The sequence below is a fragment of the Haloactinopolyspora sp. genome (assembly GCF_027324685.1).
In the GTDB taxonomy this organism is placed as follows: domain Bacteria; phylum Actinomycetota; class Actinomycetes; order Jiangellales; family Jiangellaceae; genus Haloactinopolyspora.
Genome location: NZ_DAHVSH010000085.1, coordinates 17,510 through 36,875, shown reverse-complemented (window position 1 = coordinate 36,875; position 19,366 = coordinate 17,510). Strand labels below are relative to the sequence as shown.

Annotated in this window: 14 protein-coding genes and 3 pseudogenes; 12 read left to right on the top strand and 5 right to left on the bottom strand. The window is 68.0% G+C overall.

Annotation, left to right across the window (positions count from 1 at the left end):
* Positions 1-7: 7 nt before the first annotated feature.
* Together M6444_RS09435 and M6444_RS09430 are read right to left on the bottom strand one after the other, a co-directional pair.
* Positions 8-733: a FadR/GntR family transcriptional regulator gene (locus tag M6444_RS09435; protein ID WP_298326036.1), complete on the bottom strand. Its 726-nt coding sequence runs from the start codon at positions 731-733 to the stop codon at positions 8-10.
* 15 nt (positions 734-748) lie between these two features.
* Positions 749-2,122: an enolase C-terminal domain-like protein gene (locus M6444_RS09430; protein WP_298326035.1), complete on the bottom strand. Its 1,374-nt coding sequence runs from the start codon at positions 2,120-2,122 to the stop codon at positions 749-751.
* Between the two features lie 496 nt (positions 2,123-2,618).
* Between M6444_RS09430 and M6444_RS09425 the strand changes: the two genes are divergently transcribed.
* From M6444_RS09425 to M6444_RS09400, 5 genes and pseudogenes are all read left to right on the top strand, one after another.
* On the top strand, positions 2,619-2,909 hold the full coding sequence (locus M6444_RS09425; RefSeq protein WP_363326299.1) for a type II toxin-antitoxin system RelE/ParE family toxin: 291 nt from the start codon (positions 2,619-2,621) through the stop codon (positions 2,907-2,909).
* A 104-nt stretch (positions 2,910-3,013) separates the two neighbouring features.
* Positions 3,014-3,286 (top strand): helix-turn-helix domain-containing protein, encoded by a 273-nt coding sequence (locus tag M6444_RS09420; protein ID WP_298326031.1) that lies wholly within the window; start codon positions 3,014-3,016, stop codon positions 3,284-3,286.
* 242 nt (positions 3,287-3,528) lie between these two features.
* The gene (locus tag M6444_RS09415; protein ID WP_298326028.1) at positions 3,529-3,837 is read left to right on the top strand and encodes a hypothetical protein; all 309 of its coding nucleotides are present in this window, start codon (positions 3,529-3,531) and stop codon (positions 3,835-3,837) included.
* Between the two features lie 59 nt (positions 3,838-3,896).
* A pseudogene (locus tag M6444_RS22955) lies at positions 3,897-5,568 on the top strand (IlvD/Edd family dehydratase).
* Positions 5,569-6,044: 476 nt separating this feature from the next.
* Positions 6,045-8,666 carry a LamG-like jellyroll fold domain-containing protein gene (locus M6444_RS09400; protein ID WP_298326021.1) on the top strand — a complete coding sequence of 874 codons (2,622 nt, stop codon included), beginning with the start codon at positions 6,045-6,047 and terminating at the stop codon, positions 8,664-8,666.
* Here M6444_RS09400 and M6444_RS09395 read toward each other — a convergent pair.
* Positions 8,653-8,892 (bottom strand): hypothetical protein, encoded by a 240-nt coding sequence (locus M6444_RS09395; RefSeq protein WP_298326019.1) that lies wholly within the window; start codon positions 8,890-8,892, stop codon positions 8,653-8,655. The two genes, M6444_RS09400 and M6444_RS09395, sit on opposite strands and share 14 nt — an antisense overlap.
* A gap of 53 nt (positions 8,893-8,945) precedes the next feature.
* On the opposite strand from M6444_RS09395, the gene M6444_RS09390 reads away from it, so the two are divergent.
* The 3 genes from M6444_RS09390 (at position 8,946) to M6444_RS09380 (ending at position 13,680) form a co-directional block, all read left to right on the top strand.
* A complete protein-coding gene (locus tag M6444_RS09390; RefSeq protein WP_298326016.1) occupies positions 8,946-9,365 on the top strand; it encodes a hypothetical protein in 420 nt (139 codons plus the stop codon).
* Between the two features lie 164 nt (positions 9,366-9,529).
* Complete coding sequence (locus M6444_RS09385; protein WP_298326012.1) at positions 9,530-12,826, top strand: glycoside hydrolase N-terminal domain-containing protein; 3,297 nt, start codon at positions 9,530-9,532, stop codon at positions 12,824-12,826.
* Between the two features lie 11 nt (positions 12,827-12,837).
* Entirely contained in the window at positions 12,838-13,680 is an 843-nt protein-coding gene (locus tag M6444_RS09380) for an amidohydrolase family protein (protein WP_363326298.1), read from the top strand.
* Between the two features lie 74 nt (positions 13,681-13,754).
* On the opposite strand, the pseudogene M6444_RS09375 reads toward M6444_RS09380, so the two are convergent.
* Positions 13,755-14,219, bottom strand: a pseudogene (locus tag M6444_RS09375) (tripartite tricarboxylate transporter permease); the annotation flags it as partial.
* 47 nt (positions 14,220-14,266) lie between these two features.
* On the opposite strand from M6444_RS09375, the gene M6444_RS09370 reads away from it, so the two are divergent.
* From M6444_RS09370 to M6444_RS09355, 4 genes and pseudogenes are all read left to right on the top strand, one after another.
* Positions 14,267-14,584 carry a helix-turn-helix domain-containing protein gene (locus M6444_RS09370; RefSeq protein WP_298326004.1) on the top strand — a complete coding sequence of 106 codons (318 nt, stop codon included), beginning with the start codon at positions 14,267-14,269 and terminating at the stop codon, positions 14,582-14,584.
* 72 nt (positions 14,585-14,656) lie between these two features.
* Positions 14,657-14,860, top strand: a pseudogene (locus tag M6444_RS09365) (hypothetical protein); the annotation flags it as partial.
* Positions 14,861-14,926: 66 nt separating this feature from the next.
* A complete protein-coding gene (locus M6444_RS09360; RefSeq protein ID WP_298326000.1) occupies positions 14,927-15,550 on the top strand; it encodes a hypothetical protein in 624 nt (207 codons plus the stop codon).
* A 404-nt stretch (positions 15,551-15,954) separates the two neighbouring features.
* Positions 15,955-18,084 (top strand): alpha/beta hydrolase-fold protein, encoded by a 2,130-nt coding sequence (locus tag M6444_RS09355; protein ID WP_298325998.1) that lies wholly within the window; start codon positions 15,955-15,957, stop codon positions 18,082-18,084.
* 51 nt (positions 18,085-18,135) lie between these two features.
* Here M6444_RS09355 and M6444_RS09350 read toward each other — a convergent pair whose 3' ends face one another.
* Positions 18,136-19,194, bottom strand: coding sequence for a LacI family DNA-binding transcriptional regulator (locus tag M6444_RS09350; RefSeq protein WP_298325996.1), 1,059 nt, complete (start codon positions 19,192-19,194; stop codon positions 18,136-18,138).
* Positions 19,195-19,366 lie beyond the last annotated feature (172 nt).

Below are 19,366 nucleotides of genomic sequence, written 5' to 3'. Positions count from 1 at the left end.
GGTGCGCTCAATCGGCGCTGGGAGATTCGGCGGGGGAGTCGCCGTCCTCGAGGTGGTCGTGCAATGACTCCTCGACGCCGATCAGGTGGTTGGCCATCCTGATGTGGGCGGCATCGGGGTCGCGCGCCTCGAGCGCCCGCAGGATCGCCAGGTGCTCCTCGTGCGTGCGCCGATCCGCGCCCTCTTCGTGCAGGCTGCGCCACAGGCGTTCCCGGACCGTGCGACCGGCGAAGGCCTCGATCAGTCCGCTGAGTACGGGATTGGCGCTGTGGGTTGCGATGAGGCGGTGAAAGGCGATGTCGATCTCGATCAACTGCTCGTGTCGCTCGGGCTCGTCGTCGATGATGCGTGCCGCCTCGTCGAGTAGATCAGCGGCCTCACGCAGCGCCTCGTCAGAGATCCTGCTTCCGGCCAGCCGGGCGGCCTCACATTCCAGCAGGCGGCGGACCGCATGGGTGTGCGAGGCGGAGAGGTCGCCGTGAACGTCCACCACGAACTCCATGGGGGCGAGCAACCGGGTGACGTCCAGATTGGTGACGTAGGTGCCGTCGCCCTGGCGAGTGTTGAGGATGCCCAGAATCGACAGCGCGGACACACCTTCGCGCAACGGCCCGCGCGAGACTCCCAGGGCCTCGGCGAGGTCCTTTTCGATCGGCAGCCGGTCGCCGGGGCGCAGCGTGCCTTCGAGGATCATCCGCTTGATGCCGTCGACGACTTCTTCGGTGCGAGACATGAGACGAGTATGTGCCTACGGCTTCACGGCGGCTGCCACACCGATGTTCCCGAGCCCAGGTGTCGGCGCCGAGGCCCAATAGTGGCCCTCAGGGAACCGGTAGGTGTCGATCGATTCCGGGTGCAGTCGCGTCGAGTAGCCGGGATCCCGGGGCAGGACGTAGGCCGTCCCATGGCCGCTGTCGCTCACCACGCAGGGGTCGGTGAAGTGCTCGTGCAGGTGATCGACGAATTCCGTGACCCGGTTCGTGAGATCGCCGGAGACGGCGACGTAGTCGAGCACGGCGACATGCTGAACCATCTCGCACAGGCCGACGCCGCCGGCGTGCGGGCAGACCGGCACGCCGAACTTCGCCGCGAGCAAAAGCACGGAGACGATTTCGTTGATGCTGGCCAACCGCCCGGTGTCGAGTTGGCAGAAGTCGATTGCGCCAGCCTGGAACAACTGCTTGAACATGACGCGGTTGTGACAGTGTTCGCCGGTGGCCACCCCGATCGGCGCGACCGCTCGGCGAATGGCCGCATGGCCCAGGATGTCGTCGGGCCCCGTCGGCTCCTCGATCCACAGCGGCTCGAACCGGGCCAGTTCCCGTACCCACTCGATCGCCTGCCCGACGTCCCAGACCTGGTTGGCATCGATCATCAGTTCGCGCTCGTAGCCGATGATCTCGCGGGCGATCGTGCAGCGGCGGATGTCGTCGTCGAGATCGGCGCCGACCTTGAGCTTGACGTAGCCGTAGCCCGCGTCGACGGCTTCTTGGCACAGTCGCCGCAGCTTGTCGTCGTCGTAGTTCAGCCAGCCCGCCGATGTGGTGTAAGCGGGGTAGCCGCGCCGGGCCAGTTCGGCCACCCGCCCGGCCTTGCCGGCCTCCTGGGCCTGGAGGATCTCCAGCGCCTCATCGCGAGTCAAGGCGTCGGAGAGGTACCGGAGGTCGGCGATGTCGACCAGTTGCTCGGGTGTCATGTCGGTCAGCAGTTGCCACAGCGGCTTGCTCGCCCGGCGCGCGACGAGATCCCAGGATGCGTTCAACACGGCCGCGAGCGACAGATGCACCACGCCCTTCTCCGGGCCCAGCCAGCGCAGCTGCGAGTCCGACGAGAGAAACCGGTAGACCCGGCCCATGTCGGCGGCCATCTCGTCGATGTCCCATCCGACGAGGTGGGCGGCCTGTTGGGCCGCTGCTGCCGCAACGATGTCGTTGCCACGGCCGATCGTGAAGGTCAGGCCATGGCCGGCGAGAGGCGCGCCCGTCGTGTCGGTGCCGTCGGTGTGCAGGACCACGTAAGCGGCCGAGTAGTCGCCGTCCTTGTTCATGGCATCCGAGCCGTCGCCGGTCAACGACGTGGGGAAGCGCACGTCCTCGACGGTGACAGCGGTGATCTGCGGCATAGGGGTCCTCGCCAATACAGAAGCAGCAAATGCAGGCGTAAAGATCAGATGATTCTGGAGTATATGGAAGTGTTTCCTCGCTCGTCAACCTAGAGGTGTGCACAAACCACGTTGAGACATCTTATGTATCTGCGGACTGTGGGTAGTTGGTGATCAGTCGGAGTGAGGCAGGCACGGGTTCGGGCAATCGCCGCCTCACCCACTACGCGCTGCTGAGTGGCCACGCGGTCGCCGTGGACGACGCCCGCGTCTACACCGACATGCCCGAGAAGCGTCGAGGGTCTGCCGCAGCGGGTGTCGAGCGTCGATTCACGCGCTGTTCAAAGCACGCTCCTGCCTATGTCATGTCACGTCACCTCGTCGAGGCCACGGTTTCGGCGGGTGCGCGTGTCTCCGGCCCACGTGACATGACGTGACATACCCTAGGCGTTGTACACCTTAGGAGGTATAGTCGGTGTCATGGGCGATCCATCAGCACCCCGAGGTCGCTGCATGGCTGGCGGATCTGAGCGGGCCGTCCGCCGAGAACGTGACTGCAGCCATCGACCGGCTCGCCGACGATGGCCCGAGTCTCGGCCGGCCCCTGGTCGACACGATCAAGGGCAGCCGTCACAACAACATGAAAGAGCTTCGAGCCCGAACAGTCCGGATCCTGTTCGTATTCGACCCTCGCCGCCAGGCGGTCCTCCTCGTGGCCGGCGACAAGCGAGGGGAGTGGAGCCGTTGGTACAGGAAAGCCGTACCGCTCGCGGATGACCGATACGACGAGTGGCTGAGCGCCACCTGACCTTAAGGGGACACGATCAGCATGCAGTGACACCCACGACCAACAACAAAACCACCACTACCGCCACCCGACACTGGCCCAGGTGGGACGAAACGCGTCCCCGTATGAACGTCACGGAGGAAGGTCTGGCGCGAGCTCGTGCCGAGCTGGACGCAGAAGTGGCTGCGTACCACCTGGCAGAGATTCGCAAGGCGCAGGGCCGCACGCAGACCGACGTGGCCAAAGAGATGGGGGTCAGCCAGAAGCGCATCAGCAAGCTCGAGTCGGCCGAGCTGTCCAAGACCGAAGTCGACACCATCGCCCGGTACGTGGCTGCACTCGGCGGCCGCGTCCGGCTGGTGGCGGACTTCCCGGGGCACTCGATCACCCTCCGCTGACCGTTCCAACGAACGACGAAGGCCCCCGCGCCACACCTCGGCGCGGGGGCCTTTCTTTCGTTCGAGGGCTACTTGCCGGAGCCGTCACCGCGCCACGACCGCTGCACCCGCCATCGCCACGGCGCGCCACCGCAGACACCGGCAGCGCGCCACCGTCCACCACCGGCACCGCGCCGAACGCCGGCGCGATCCGCCGGGTCTCGGGCAGCGCTCCGGTCCTGGAGCGGAAGGCGCGCTTCGGCGTGGATTCCTGGGGATCGACCGATGCGGAGATCCGCCACATCCTGCGGCCGATCGAGGAGCTGTTCGAGCAGGAGTTCCCGGACTTCCAGCCTTACCCTTGGGGAGCCAGGCGCTGGATCCACGGTCATGTGCGCCACGTCATGCTGGCTGAGGCCATGGTCGGCGACTTCGCGAAGGCGTTCGAAGGAGTCACTCCGGACGAGGCCGAACGCCTCGCGGACTCGTTCGCACTCGGCCAGTGCGGTGTGCGCGGGAACCTGGCCGGCATCCTGCGCGACGCGTCGAATACGACGGAGGTGACCCTGTGACGCCCGACGACGATGTTCGCCGCAGCCAGGCGTGGTTCGGGGCGGCCGGCCGATCCGGCATGATCTACCGGTCCTGGATGCGCAACCAGGGCTTCGGTCCCGACGCCTTCGACGGCCGGCCGGTCATCGGCATCGCGTCGACGTGGTCCGAGCTAGCGCCGTGCAACGCGCACCTCAACCGGGTCGCCGAGTCGGTGAAGCGGGGCGTCTGGCAGACCGGCGGTTTTCCGCTCGAGTTCCCGGTCATGGCCACCGGCGAGACGCTGATGCGCCCGACGGCGATGTTCTACCGGAACCTGCTGGCCATGCAGGCCGAAGAGCTGATCCGGGCCAACCCGCTCGACGGCGTCGTGCTGCTGTCCGGCTGCGACAAGACCACGCCCGGCCTGCTCATGGGCGCGGCCAGCGTCGACCTGCCGGCGATCATGGTCACTGGCGGACCGATGCTCAACGGCAAGTTCCGCGGCCAGGACGTCGGCTCCGGCACACACGTCTGGAAGTTCGAGGAGGACCTCAAGGCCGGCCGGATGACGCAGGACGAGGTCTTCGAGGCCGAAGGGTGCATGGCCCGGTCCAACGGGCACTGCATGACCATGGGGACGGCCTCGACCATGGCCTGCGTCGCCGAGGCGCTGGGCATGCAGCTGCCCGGTTCCGCCACCTGGCCGGCGGTGGACATGCGCCGGTTCGAGGTGGCGCAGGAGGCCGGGCGCCGCATCGTCGGCATGGTCGAGGAGGACCTGCGGCCCAGCGCCGTCATGACGCGGGCGGCGTTCGGGAACAGTATCCGGGCCAACGCGGCCATCGGCGGGTCCACGAACGCGATCATCCATCTGATGGCGATCGCCGGGCGGCTCGGCGTCGAGCTGAGCCTGGACGACTTCGACGAGTTGGCCCGGCAGGTGTCCACCGTCGTCGATCTCATGCCTTCGGGCCGGTTCCTCATGGAGGACTTCTGCTACGCAGGGGGGGCTGCCGGTCGTGCTGCGCGACCTGGCCGACGCCGGTCTGCTCGACGGCGACGCGCTGACCGTCACCGGGCTGTCCATGGGTGTGAACGTCGCGACCGCGGAGTGCTGGAACCGCGAGGTGATCCGCCCGCTGGCCGAGCCGATGCAGCCGGCCGGCTCCGGCACCGCGGTGCTGCACGGCAACCTGGCTCCGGGCGGCGCCGTCGTCAAGCAGTCCGCTGCGTCGCCGGGGTTGCTGCGGCATACCGGGCGGGCCGTCGTCTTCGACACCCCGGAGGCCTACCACGAGGTCTGCGACGACCCCGACCTCGACATCGCGGCCGACGACGTCATCGTCATCCGTGGCGCCGGCCCGCGCGGTTACCCCGGCATGCCCGAGGTGGCCAACGTCCCGATCCCGACGAAGCTGCTGCGCGCCGGCGTCACAGACATGGTGCGCATCTGCGACGGCCGCATGAGCGGGACCGGCTACGGCACCGTCGTGCTGCACGTCGCCCCGGAGTCGGCGGTCGGCGGGCCGCTCGCGTTCGTCCGCACCGGCGACTCCGTCACCCTCGACATCGCGGCGCGCGCTCTCACGCTGGACGTGGACGACGACGAGATAGAGCGGCGGCGCGCGGCCTGGAAGCCGCCGGAGCCGGTGCACGGCACTGGTTACGGGTGGCTCTACACGCAGCACGTCCTGCAGGCCGACCAAGGGGCCGACTTCGACTTCCTGGTCGGCTCGCGTGGCCCCGCCGTGCCCCGCGAATCCCACTGACGGCTCGCCAGCTCGGCTTTGCCGCTCCGGGGGCGAGCGTGGGCTGTACTCCCGGTGATCGTCTGCCAGGTTTGACGATGTAGTCGTTGATCCCGGTTGTCGAGTGGCTCTTGACAGGCGTGTTGTTAACGCTCACAATTGTCGCCACAATTGACCGGGAACATTCCCTGCCCGAAACGCCGATTCACGCACAGAGATGCTTCCGAGGCTTTCGAACCGGTTCGACATCCGCGGGCTCGGCCGCTGGCAATGAAAGAAGGGAGGAAGCGCGAGGCTCCGGACGGCCCGGGGCGAGATTCAAGAATTCGAACGATCCCGTTTGCGGAGGGCCCCGATGCGGTGCCGTCCGCGTCAGCACGAGGGGAACAAGGATGTCTCTGACGAGAAGATCACCGATGGCGCGCCGGCGTCGATGGATCGCGACGACGGCCATTGCGGTCGCGAGCGCCGTTGCCCTCGGCACCGTGGGAGCCGCCGTGAACACGACCACGGTGGCTGCCGAGCCGGGGCCCGAATCGACGCTGGTCGTCGAGGCGGATCAGCCGTTCCGCGAGGTCTCGCACGTGGCCACGGGGTCGTTGTACGGGCTCGCCGACGAGGGCGTGCCGTCCGACGACCTCATCGCCCCGATCAAGCCGAACACGTTCGTCCAGATGCCGCCCGGCGGACGCCAGCAGCCGACCGGCGACACGCTCGACGTCTGGCAGACGGCTGCTCGCCACGACGCCGGGATCGTCGTCCGGCTCTGCGACTACTACCCGGGCTGGCCGTACCAGTTCAGCTGGGAGAACACCGAGGACCGCAAGGCGTGGGAGGACGTCATCCGGGACGTCGTGGCGGATGTCGAGGCGGCGGGAGTGACGAACGTCGTCGCCTACGCCCCGTGGAACGAGTCGGACAACACCTGGCTCGAGGAGAACGGCACGTTCGAGGAGCTGTGGGAGTTCAGCTACAACATCCTGCGTGAGGAGTTGGGCCCCGACGTCCCGATCCAGGGGCCGAGCTTCTCGGACAACATCTCCGACATGCGACAGTTCCTCGAGTTCGCCAAGGAGACGAACACCGTCCCCGACGTGCTCGAGTGGCACGAGCTCATCCGATCGTCCAAGATCAAGGGCGATGTCGAGTCGGTGCGCGCCATGCTTGACGAGCTGGGCCTGCCAGACCTCCCGATCGACATCGCCGAGTACGCCCACCCGCAGGAGGTGGGCCTGCCCGGACCTCTCGTCGGGTACATCGCCAAGTTCGAGCGCTTCGGGATCCATCGCGCCGAGCTCGCCTTCTGGAACCAGTCCGGGACCCTGGGCGACCTGCTGGTCGAGCGCGGTGGCGCGCCGAACGGTGCGTACTGGCTGTACACCTGGTACGCCGACATGACCGGGGACATGGTCACCACCACGCCGCCGTCGAACGAGAGCCCGCTGGACGGTGCGGCCGCGGTGAACGATGCCAAGGACGAGGTGCGGATCATCGCGGGCGGCAACAGCGGCCCGACCTCGATCGAGGTCAACGGACTCGACCAGCTCGCCCTGGGTGACGAGGTCAACGTCAAGCTCGAGGTCACGCCGTCCTACGGTCGCACGACGCCGACCGAGGGACCGATCACCGTCTCGGAGACGACGTACGCCGTCGGCGACGACGGGTCGATCACCGTTCCCGTCGTCATGAACCCGGCGTACGGCTACCACGTCGTCGTGTCCGAGGCGGGGGAGACCCAGAGCCTGGCGGGGACGTACACCCTCGACAACGTCCACTCCGGCCTACCCCTCGGCACGGACGACGGCGGTGCCGTCCAGTCCGTGGCCGGCCAGGGCAGCACGTGGGAGATCCGCGACGCCGGTTCGGGCCTCTACACGGTGGCCGACACGGCCAGCGGGCTGCTCCTCGGCGCGCAGCCGGGCGCGACCGGCAACGGTGCACCCGCCGTCGTCCAGGAGGAGGACGGCAGTGAGGAACAGCTGTGGCAGCTGGTGCCCGACGGCCGGGGCAACGTCCGCCTCGCCAACTACGCGACCGGCCTGACCCTCGGCGTCGAGCGGATGAGCACCGAGCCGGGCGCCGCTGTGGTCCAGTGGACCGACGGGACACCGACCTCCAACTGCACCCCCGACGGGCCGCGGCAGCCGGGAAGGCTCGGGACAGCGCTCGACATGTGCGGGACCGACTCGTACGTCACGCTGCCGGACGGCGTCGTCGACGGGCTCGACGGCGACTGGTCGGTCTCCACCTGGGTGAAGCCGTCCGCCCTGCCGACGTGGGCCCGGGTCTTCGACATCGGTTCGGGTACGGGATCGAGCATGTTCCTCACCCTCAACGCCGGGAGCGGGCCGCGGTTCGCCATTACGACGGGCGGGGCCGGGGGAGAGCAGCGACTCGACTACCCGGGTCAGAACCTCCCTCTCGACGAGTGGTCGCAGGTGACGGTCACCGTGTCCGGAACCACCGGCACCCTGTACATCGACGGCGAGGCCGTCGCCACGAACGACCGGATCACCGTGTCACCGGCCGACCTCGGCGCCTCGAACGGGCGGAACTGGCTCGGCAGGTCGCAGTACGGCAGTGACCCGGCGTTCGAAGGTGCGCTCGACGACTTCGCGATCTACAGCCGCGCGCTGTCCGCCGCTGAGGTCTCCGAGCTCGCCGCCGGGGCACCGGCCGACGGAGACGTCATTCACTACGCGTTCGACGAGCCCGACGGGGGTACCGCGGTGCTCGACTCCTCCGGGAACGGCCACGACGGCACGATCACCGTCGGGCTCGGTGCCAGCGACAGGACGACGGCGACCGACGAGGAGACCGCCGACCGGTTTTGGACCCTGACGCCGGTGGACCTCAGCCCGGTGAGCGCCGAGGTGGCCACCCAGTGCCGAGGCACCCAGGCGTTCGTCGTGGTGCGGACGACCAACACCTCGGATGCCCGCACCAACGTGACCGTCACGGCCCTGGGCGAGTCCCGGGAACGAGACGTGCTGAAGCCCGGCCAGGTCTGGCGGACGCCGTTCGCGGCCGGCGCCTCGTCGCTTGAGGCGGGGCAGACGGTCGTCCGGGCCGACGGCGTCGAGACGACCCACGACCACGAGGCCATCAACTGCCGCTGACGGCCACCTGAGACCAGCGGTCGGTCGGCGTGCCGCTGCCTGCGGGACGCCGACCGACCCGTTGCGCGGCTCGTTCGACCGACACCTCGGCGGGACCGACGGCGCCCGGCCCGTCCACCTGCGCAACGTCCCCGGCGACGTCTTCGGTGACCAGGTCCGGGTGAGCATGCGGGAGATCCCGTGGACGGGCCGGCGACAAGACGCTCGGCGTGGATCTCGTCGGCACGGCGACCGGGTCGGGACAACGCCCGACGGCAGGACGCCGCGGCTGCCGGTTCGATGCTGGGTGCCGATGCGGCGTACGACGGTCTGCCGTACTTCTTCTCCGCTCAGTTCGGAATGGCGTTCGAGTACGTCGGACGCGGGAATCCGACGGACGACGTCGTCATTCGCAGCAAGTCCGAGGACGGCGCACTGGGCGACGGGTTCGCCGCGTTCTGGACGTGCGACGGCGTGGTGCAGGCCGGCATGACGGTCAACGCCTGGGGAGCGTCCGAGACGGTCGAGCGGCTCTCATCCGTGCCGGCGAGCCGATCGACCCCGACCGGCTCGCCGACCCCGACGTACCGATCGGCGAGGTCGGCTGACACCCGGCCATTACCCCGCCCGCAACGCAGTTCCTGGATAGGACCGCCCAGTAGATTAGATGTTTACTCGAACATTCCACCACTTTGGGGCATCCGATATGTCAGCTGGTGATGCCATTGACGTAAAGATCAGATCTTTGTAGATTTGCCGTCACCTTGCACGGAACCTCCTCGTGCTGCCGGCGCGCACCGAGCACGTTCCCGCGGTGTCGAGTCGGCAGCTCCAGCGGCCCCGAGCCGCCCGCCTACGTCGACGACGTCCACCGGAGGATCGAGATGCCAGACCTGACACGACGGCAAGCAATCAAGTTCGGCGCGGCGGGAGCGGGTGCATTGCTGCTGCCGCTGCAGTGGACGGCAGCAGCACGGGCCTCGTCCACCCCGCCACCCGAGGTGCAGGCGGCGAACGACCTCGCCCTCTGGTACGACGAGCCGGCCGGCGGCGACTGGCTGCGTGCTCTCCCGCAGGGCAACGGCCGCCTGGGCGCCATGGTCTTCGGCAATCCGGGCACCGAGCGGTTGCAACTCAACGAGGACTCGATCTGGGCCGGCGGACCGTGCGATCCGGCCAATCCCCAGGCGCTCGCGGCTCTGCCAGAGGTCCGCCGGCTTGTCTTCGAGAACGAGTGGATCCAAGCGCAGGACCTCATCGACCAGACCATGCTCGGCGACCCGGTGGGGCAACTGGCGTACCAGACCGTGGGCAACCTGCGGCTCACCGTGCCGGGCATGAGTGGCGCCACCGACTACTCCCGGCAGCTGGACCTGACCACGGCCACAGCGCTCACCAGTTTCGTCGTCGACGGGGTGAACTACCGGCGTGAAACGTTCGTCAGTGCGCCGGACCAGGTCGTTGCCATGCGGCTGAGCGCGGACGTGCCCGGGTCGGTCTCGTTCACGGCGGAGTTCGACAGCGCCCAGCGGACCGTCGTCGCCAGTCCGGACGACGCCACGATCGCGCTGGACGGCGTCTCCAGCGACCAAGAGGGCGTCACCGGACAGGTCCGGTTCCTGACTCTGGCGCGGGCTATCGCCGACGGCGGGAGCGTCAGCAGCGCCGAAGGCGAGCTCACCGTGGTTGACGCCGACAGCGTCGTCCTGCTGCTCTCGATCGGCAGCAGCTACGTGAACTACTCGGACGTCAGCGGCGACTACCAGGGCATTGCGCGGCGCCACCTCGAGGCCGCGCTGGGGACGCCGTACGACGAGCTGCGCAGCCGGCACGTCGCCGAGTACCAGGAGCTGTTCAACCGGACCACGCTGGACTTGGGACGTACCTCGGCGGCGGACCAGCCGACGGATGTCCGGATCGCTCAGCACGGCGGCGTCGACGACCCGCAGTTCTCCGCGCTGCTGTTTCAGTTCGGCCGGTATCTGCTGATCTCGTCGTCGCGGCCAGGTACGCAGCCGGCGAATCTCCAGGGCATCTGGAACGACGAGCTGTTCCCGGCGTGGGACTCGAAGTACACGCTCAACGCCAACCTGCCGATGAACTACTGGCCTGCTGACACGACGAACCTGTCCGAGTGCTTCGAGCCGGTGTTCTCGATGATCAGCGACCTCAGCGTCACCGGTGCGCGCACCGCTGAGGTGCAGTATGGGGCGCGTGGTTGGGTGACCCATCACAACACCGACGGCTGGCGCGCGACGTCGGTGGTCGACGGCGCGTTCTGGGGTATGTGGCAGACCGGCGGTGCATGGCTGGCCACGATGATCTGGGATCACTATCAGTTCACCGGTGACGTGGACTTCCTCCGCGAGTACTACCCGGCGATGAAGGGTTCTGCGCAGTTCTTTCTCGACACTCTGGTGGAGGAGCCCGACCTCGGTTACCTCGTCACCAACCCGTCTAACTCCCCGGAGCTCAGCCACCACCCGAATGCCAGCGTGGCGGCCGGTCCGACGATGGACAACCAGATCCTCACCGACCTGTTCACCGGATGTGCCAAGGCGAGCGAGGTGCTCGGGATCGACGCCGACTTCCGGGCGCAGGTGTTGGCCGCCAAGGACCGTCTGGCGCCGATGAAGATCGGCTCGCGCGGCAACATCCAGGAGTGGCTCTACGACTGGGTCGAAACCGAGCGTCTGCATCGGCACGTGTCGCACCTCTACGGCTTGCACCCCAGCAACCAGATCACCAAACGCGGCACCCCGGAGCTTTTCGAGGCCGCCAAGCGGACGCTCGAGATCCGCGGCGACGACGGCACGGGATGGTCGCTGGCGTGGAAGATCAATTTCTGGGCGCGGCTCGAAGAAGGAAAACGCGCCCACGACCTGATCAATTACCTGGTCACACCGGCCCGGTTGGCGCCCAACATGTTCGACCTTCACCCGCCGTTTCAGATCGACGGCAATTTCGGGGCCACCGGCGGTATCGCGGAGATGCTGCTCCAGAGTCATGCCGGCGAGGTGCACCTGTTGCCGGCGCTGCCACCGCAGTGGCCGAACGGCACCGTGGACGGACTTCGAGCGCGTGGTGGCCACACGGTCGGCGCGACGTGGAGTGACGGACAGGCCGACGAGTACCGGGTCACCCCCGATCGAGACGGCACCGTGGCTTTGCGCGGAAAGCTCTTCGCCGGCCGATTCGCCGTGGTCGACGCGACTCGGGGCGGGCGGGCCAGGATCAAGAAGACCGCGAGCGACCAGGTCGAGTTGGTCGGTGAGGGCAACCACACGTATCGCGCTTACGCCTTGCAGAAGATGGCGGTGAGCACGCCTGTCGAGGTCTCACCCGGCTCGCCGTTCTCAGTCGGTGTGACGCTGCGCGCCGTCGAACGTCCAGTGGTGCGTGCATCCGTGTCACTCGAGGTCCCGGAAGGCTGGTCGGTCGAGCCGGCGAAGGTCGCACTCCGTCCCGTCCGGCCGGGCGCTGAGCAGGCGGTGGAGTTCCAGGTGACCGTCCCGGACGGCACGCCCACCGGTACGGCGACCCTGACTGGTGCGGCCACTGGCCCCGACTGGTCGACCAGCGCTGACAGCGAAGTTCGGGTGTGGGGCGGCACCACCGTCACGCTGCGGGAAAGCTTCAGCAACGTCGCCGTGACCGACGACACCGACACCGACGCCGGGAACTTCGACGGCAATGGCGCATCGATCTCGGCGCAGGCACTGGCGCAGGCCGGCGTCACGCCCGGAGCCGTCGTCAGGCACCGCGGCCTCGAGTTCACCTGGCCTGACGTGCCGGCGGGCAGGCCTGACAACGCGATCGCTTCGGGACAGTCACTGGCGATCTCCGGTCGGGGAGCGACACTGGGCTTTCTGGCGTGCGGTACCTACGGAGCGGTCGCAGGACCGGCGACCGTGGTGTACGTCGATGGCACGCGGCAGACCTTCACGCTCGCCGTACCGGACTGGTACGGCGAGCCCCGGCCCGACGGCGACGCAGTCATCGTGGCGCCCTATCAGAACCGCCCGGGCAACCAGCAGACGAACACGGCGGCAACCATCTACTGTGCGAGCACTGCACTGGAGGACAAGGAGGTCGCGCGGGTGGATCTGCCGAAGATCAGCGACGACGTGGTCGGTGGCGTGCCGGCGATGCACATCTTCGCCGTGGCCATCGGGAGCTGACCGCGGTGCACATCGTCGATGCACATCATCACCTGTGGGATCCGGCCGACCGGGACTATCCGTTCATGCGGCCCGCGGCGTTCGACCCGATCCGGCGCCGGTACGGGCTCGATGATCTGCGTGCTCGGGCGGACGCTGCGGGGGTCGCGGCGACAGTGCTGGTCCAGACCGTGAGCGACACGACAGAGACGCGCGAGTTCCTCGATGTCGCCGCGGCCAGCGACGGGCTGGTGGCCGGGGTGGTGGGCTGGGCCGACCTGACGTCGCCGGCCTTTGCCGCGGAGCTCGACGAGTTGCGTTCGGCTCCGGCAGGACGATGGTTGGTCGGGCTGCGGCATCAAGTCGAGACCGAGCCGGACGCTGGCTGGCTGCAACGCCCGGACGTGCGGCGCGCGATGACGGCGCTGGAGTCGGCGGGATTGGTTTACGACCTGTTGATCCGCGCTGATCAGGCCGCATCGGCCGTCGAGCTCGCGCACGACCACGACCAACTGTCGTTCGTTCTGGACCACGCGGGCAAACCGCCGGTGGCCGGCGGCGCCGTGCCGGCCTGGCGCGAGTGGATCAGTGGACTCGCCGCCGCGCCGAACGTCTACGTGAAGCTGTCCGGCCTGGTGACCGAGGCGGACTGGGCGAGCTGGGCGGTCGCCGATCTGCGGCCGTACGTCGAGGTCATGCTGGAGCTGTTCGGACCGGAGCGGATCATGGTCGGCACGGACTGGCCGGTGTGCGAACTCGCCGCGCCCTACGGCCGCGTGATCGACGCCGCGACGGAGCTCACCGCGCACTTGTCCGCCTCGGAACGCCACGAGATGTTCGCCGGCACCGCCCGGCGGGTCTACGGCATCAAGTGACGGTCCGGGTCGGGGATTGCATGGCACGCTGAACTGCTCCACAAAGCGGGCATATCGGGCGCCGTAGGTCACTTTCAGGGTGCCACGCGGTGCGTTCTGGTGTACCACGTGCGCGCTGCGATGATGACGAGCAGGATCGCCAGCACCGCATAGGTCGCGACGGCGAACGGCGTCGACCACAGCACTGACCAGTCGCCATTGCTGATCTGCAGCGCCTTGCGCAGCCGTGTCTCGGCCAGCGGGCCGAGGATGACGCCGATGATGGCGGGCACGACGGGCAGACCGTAGCGGCGCATGAGGTAGCCGAGCATGCCGACGGCGAGAAGCACCATGATGTCCACGGTGCTCGCGTTGACGCTGTAGCTGCCGAGGACCGCGAAGAACAGGATCCCGGCGTACAGGTAGGGCCGGGGTAGCTGCAGGATCCGCGCCCAGAGCGGTGCAAGCGGCAGGTTGAGCACGAGGAGCATCACATTGCCGATGAACAGGCTGGCCAGCAGGCCCCACACGAGGGTGGAGTCGTTCTCGAACAACAACGGGCTTCGGGCAGCAGGACCTGCGCAACCGGCTGCTCCGCGTCCATCGGATGCGTGCGGAGCTGACCGCGCGTAGCGACTCCACCGTCATGCAGTACGACGTCGACCGACTGTTCAGCGGGACGCCGGAAAGCAGTCCGGCTCGGCTGCCGAAGGGGCTGTCCACCGTCACCATGGACGTGGTCGTGGCCCGGTTGCGTGAACTAGCCGAGCCGTGTTCGGCCACCTCATTGGCCGAGGACGTCGGCTTGTCCCGGGTCAGTGCCCGCCGGTATCTCGACCATCTGGTCAAGCTCGGCGCGGTCCGGGTGGAACTGCGCTATGGCGACGTGGGCCGTCCGGAACATCTTTATCGCTGGGCGAGCTAGCCGGCCACCCGCACTCGCGCAGCTCCTCCAGGACGAGGTGCGCCTGCTCGCACGCGGGTGTCGGCGACCGAACTCGCGGGGGCCGGGCTGATTACGTCCGGGCCGGCGCAGGTCGTGGGGCTGACCGACCGTGGCCGGCTTTCCCCGGGTATGCGCGCCGACCTCGTCCTGGCCGATCTACGGGGAGCGAACCCGATCGTCCACTGGGTCGGCAGGAGGACCACGCGGCGACGGGGCCACTCCGCAACCGTTGTCCTCTTGACGGCCCTCCGGTAGCGACGGAGCGTGGGAGTAGAGGCAGCGCCGCCGGGACGCTGCCGTGCACAAAGATGGGAGCGCGACATGTTCGTACGCGCCACCGAAATGCAAGCCGATCCCGCCAACCTCGACGTCGGCGTCGGGCTGGTCCGCGACGAGATCTTCCCCGCAGTGTCGGAGATGGACGGATGCGTGGGCATGTCGTTGCTCGTCGACCGCGACTCAGGCCGCAGCATCGCGGCGACGGCGTGGGAGACCGAGGACGCGATGCGGCGTAGCGCCGAGGCGGTACTGCCGCTGCGCGGCCGGGCGGAGCAGCGGCTCGGGGCCGCCGACAGCGACGTGCGCCACTGGGAGGTGGCGGTGATGCACCGCGACCACGCCACCCCCGAAGGCGCCTGCGCTCGCCTCACCTGGCTCAGCGGTGACCCGTCGTCGGCCGAGCGAGCCATCGACACGTTCAAGATGGCCGTGCTGCCGCGGCTTCAGCAGATGGACGGGTTCTGCAGCGCGAGCCTGATGATCGACCGCGCGGCCGGCCGAGTGGTGGGCACCGCAGCGTTCGACAGCAGGCAAACCCTGGAAGCCAGTCGCGACGCAGCCATGCAGATCCGTGAGCAGGCTGCTGGCGAGATGGGTGCGCGAATCACCAACGTCGACGAGATGGAGATCGCTTTCGCCCACCTCCACGTGCCAGAGATGGCGTAGGGCACAGCGTCAAGCTCGCATGCGGCCCGGCGGGCCACTCGTCCGCCGGGCCGCAAGCCTGTCCGCCGGGCTTGCCGCCGAAGATTAGTCGTTGCATATGACGCAACCTCCTACAACGTTAGAAATGATCGTGACGAAAGTCTTGACACTGAGAGTGGCGCCGAAGAACACTGGCCTCGGGTGAGGATTGCCGACGTTGTAAATCGGCAATCTGGAGCAGCGCGCGGCCCCTTCACCTTGTCCGTGTCAACAGCGCCGAGTGATCGATCTGCTCGGTGCTCGTCGTGTCCGTCGTCCCCGGCCATGAGCCGGCGGTCCGGCGGATGGAACGGAGAGGGTCAATGGTGATGACATCTCGCGCGAGTGGGTCACGCCGCTCGCTATGGCGTCAAGGCCTGGTGGCCATGGCGGGCGGTGCTGCCTTGGCCGCCGGTAGCTTGGTCGCTGCGACTCCGGCGACCGTTGCGGCGGAGCAGCCGTGGGTCACGGTGTCCGACGACGGCTTCGTCACGTTCACGGTGTCCGACGAAGCGGTGCAGGAGCACTTCGGCGACGTCGATCAGTTGGTCGCCGAAGGGAACTTCGGGCCGTCGGCCAACTGGGCTCAGTGGGGCATCTCGCACCGGGGCGGCACGTGGTCGTCGGTGATGGGACCGCTCGAGCCCGGCCTGTACTACTACCAGTTCACCGGCGACGACACGAAGGTCGTCAAAGACCCGACGAACCCCACGAGCGTGGCGTCGGAACCGGAATGGAGCACGTTCTTCATCCCCGGCGAGTCCGCGAGCCTGCTGGCCGATGTGCCCGAGGGTCAAGGCGGCGAGATCGAGACGATGACATACCACAGCACGGTGACCCGCGGGCCACGATCCGCGCTGGTGTGGACGCCGCCTGACTACGACCCCGAACGACGCGAGCGATACCCGGTGCTGTACCTGCAGCACGGCGGCGGGCAGGGCTATCGCGACTGGGTCGAGGTGGGGCGCGCAAAACAGATCTTCGACAATCTCACGCTGCGCGGCGACATGGAGCCCATGGTCGTCGTCATGGGTGACGGCAACGTGGCGGACTTCGACAAGGAACTGCTGCGCAATCTCAGGCGGGCGGCTCGCCACGAGTACAACATCTCGCACCGGCGCGAGCAGCAAGCGCTGGCCGGGCTCTCGATGGGTGGCTACCAGGCACTGGGCACCCTGTTCGCGCACCCGGGGGAGTTCGCCTACGTCGGCTCGTTCGCCGGCTCCCGCGAAGCACCGCCCCGCATCGATGCCAAGAAGATCAACAAGGGCACCGAGGTGCTGCGGCTGTACACCGGCAACATCACCGACGGCGCCTACAACCGCACCTACCGCCTCATGCAACAGCTCGACTCCGCCGGCGTGGAGTACCAGTTCGACGGCGTCAACCCCGACCGCGGCCACAACTGGAACGCCTGGCAGGAGAACCTGATCGACTTCGTGCCGCGCCTGTTCCGCGACGCACCGGACGACGGGCCCAGTCCTGGGCACCTGCCGCTCGAGGCCGAGTTCGAGCAGCCGCCGGCCGGTACCACGCCGACGCCGTGGATCACCGAAGACCGATTCGTCACTTTCGAGACCACGACGGCGTTCAAGGACGCTGAAAACGTCACCGTCTGGGGCAACTGGGCGCCGGGCGGGAGCTGGATCCGGGTCGAGATGGACCGTGTGGGGGACAGGTGGCGGGCGACGATCGGCCCGCTCGAACCCGGCTTCCACCACTACCGGCTCATCGTCGACGGCGTAGCCACCAAGGACACGTCGAATCCGACCAGTGTCACGTCCGAACCGACCTGGAGCACGTACTTCATCCCGGGCGAGTCGGCCCGGCTGCTCGCCGACGTCCCGGAAGGTCAGGGCGGCACCGTCGAAACGCTGAATTACCACAGCGAGGTGGCCGGTGAGGAGCGCGAAGCCTACGTCTGGACGCCGCCGGGCTACGACCCGGACCGCGCCGAGGCGTACCCGGTCTTCTACCTCCAGCACGGTGGCGGGCAGAGCTACACCGACTGGATCGAGATGGGCCGGGCCAAACAGATCCTGGACAACCACAGCCTCGATGGGAATCTCGAGCCCATGGTGGTCGTCATGGCCAACGGCAACGTGGCGGACTTCACCACGGAGCTGCGCGAGAACATCGTTCCGGCCGCCCGCTCGGCGTACAACATCTCCGACGAACCGTCGAAGCAGGCTCTGGCCGGGTTGTCGATGGGCGGCGGGCACACCTACGGCGTGCTCAAGAGTCACCCGGGCGAGTTCGCCTACATCGGCGTCTTCTCGGCCGGTTTCGGCAGCGCGGACGGTGTCGATGCCGCGGCGATCAATGCGGGAACGAGTCTGCTGAAGGTCTACGTGGGTGACCAGACCGACTTCGTCTATCCCTCGTTCATGGAGTCGCTGGAGACTATGGACCAGCTCGGCATCGACTACGTGTTCGACGGGGCGACGCCGGGGCCGCACGGCTGGGACGTGTGGCAGAAGAACCTGATCGACTTCGCTCCGCTGCTCTTCCAGTAGCCGGTACGCACGTCCGGCCGGCGCATGCGCCATGGCCGGGGGCGCCAGCGTTCAGCTCGCTGCGCCCCCGGCCGTAGGCTCGTCCGTGCCGGTGTGGCCGGTGGACTCGCGCGCGACGATACGGAACTCCGGCTTGATCGTCCGGGGTGGCCGTTGGCCTTCCTTCTCGTTGATCCGCTCGATGAGGAGCTCGACAGCCGTCGCGGCGATGACGTCGCGGCCGGGGTCGACGCTGGACAGCGACGGGAGTGAGAACCGGGCCTCGTCGATGTTGTCGAAGCCGATCACCGCGACGTCGTCGGGAACCCGGCGGCCGGCATCACCGAGGGCGCGCAGGGCGCCCAGCGCCAGCGTGTCGTTCAGGGCGAACAGCGCGTCGAACGGGATTCTCGCGGCGATGAGCGCACGCATGGCCTCGGCGCCGTTCTCTCGGTGCCATGGTGCTGCGACCCGGATGAGTTCAGGCACGACGGGGATCCCGGCTTCGTGGAGCGCAGCCTTGTACCCACGCACGCGCAGGTCGGCCGAGCGCAGTTCCTCGCGTTGGTCCGGGTGGGCGCCGATGAGTGCGATGCGTCGCCGGCCGATGCGCAGGAGATGCTCCACAGCTGCCTGCGCCGAACTCACGTTGTGCATCGTCACGTGGTCGATGGGCCCGCCGAAGATCCGTTCACCGAGCAGCACCGACGGGAACCCGTTGTCGAGGAGGTGCCGGTCGTCCTGGCCGAGTCGCTCGGGGCTGAACAGCAGCCCGTCGGTCAGCCGTAGGCGACCGGACCCGGTGACCGCTGCGATCTCGCGGTCGCGATCGCCGCTGGTCTGTTCGACCAGGACCCCGAGGTCGTGTTTCTCCGCAGCACGAATGATCGCGTCGGCGAGTTCGGCGAAGTAGTTCTGCCGCAGCTCGGGGACTGCGAGGCCGATCACGCCGGTACGCCCGGAGCGCAGACCGCGGGCGGACAGATTGGGGCGGTACCCGAGTTCCTTGATGGCGGAGAGAACTCGGGTGCGGGTGCTCGGCCGGACATGCGGGAAGTCGTTGATCACGTTCGACACGGTCTTGATCGAGACGCCCGCCACCCGTGCGACGTCGTGCATCGTCGGGCTCACATCCGTCTCCGCTCCGTTGCTCGGCGCCGGCTTCTGCCGCCTCTGCATTCTAGGGCTCGCGATCCCCTTGACACCGGTCCCCCTGATTGCCATAGTCGCATTCCAACGATAGAAGTACAACGTTATAAACGCCTTTCAGCACTGCGTTCCGATCACGGGGGCGGCGGGCGCG

Bases quoted from the DNA above. Each gene is read 5' to 3' on its own strand.
- M6444_RS09435 (WP_298326036.1), bottom strand. From the start codon at position 733: ATGTCTCGCACCGAAGAAGTCGTCGACGGCATCAAGCGGATGATCCTC.
- M6444_RS09430 (WP_298326035.1), bottom strand. From the start codon at position 2,122: ATGCCGCAGATCACCGCTGTCACCGTCGAGGACGTGCGCTTCCCCACG.
- M6444_RS09420 (WP_298326031.1), top strand. From the start codon at position 3,014: ATGAACGTCACGGAGGAAGGTCTGGCGCGAGCTCGTGCCGAGCTGGAC.
- M6444_RS09390 (WP_298326016.1), top strand. From the start codon at position 8,946: ATGCTGGGTGCCGATGCGGCGTACGACGGTCTGCCGTACTTCTTCTCC.
- M6444_RS09385 (WP_298326012.1), top strand. From the start codon at position 9,530: ATGCCAGACCTGACACGACGGCAAGCAATCAAGTTCGGCGCGGCGGGA.
- M6444_RS09370 (WP_298326004.1), top strand. From the start codon at position 14,267: ATGCGTGCGGAGCTGACCGCGCGTAGCGACTCCACCGTCATGCAGTAC.
- M6444_RS09360 (WP_298326000.1), top strand. From the start codon at position 14,927: ATGTTCGTACGCGCCACCGAAATGCAAGCCGATCCCGCCAACCTCGAC.
- M6444_RS09355 (WP_298325998.1), top strand. From the start codon at position 15,955: ATGGCGGGCGGTGCTGCCTTGGCCGCCGGTAGCTTGGTCGCTGCGACT.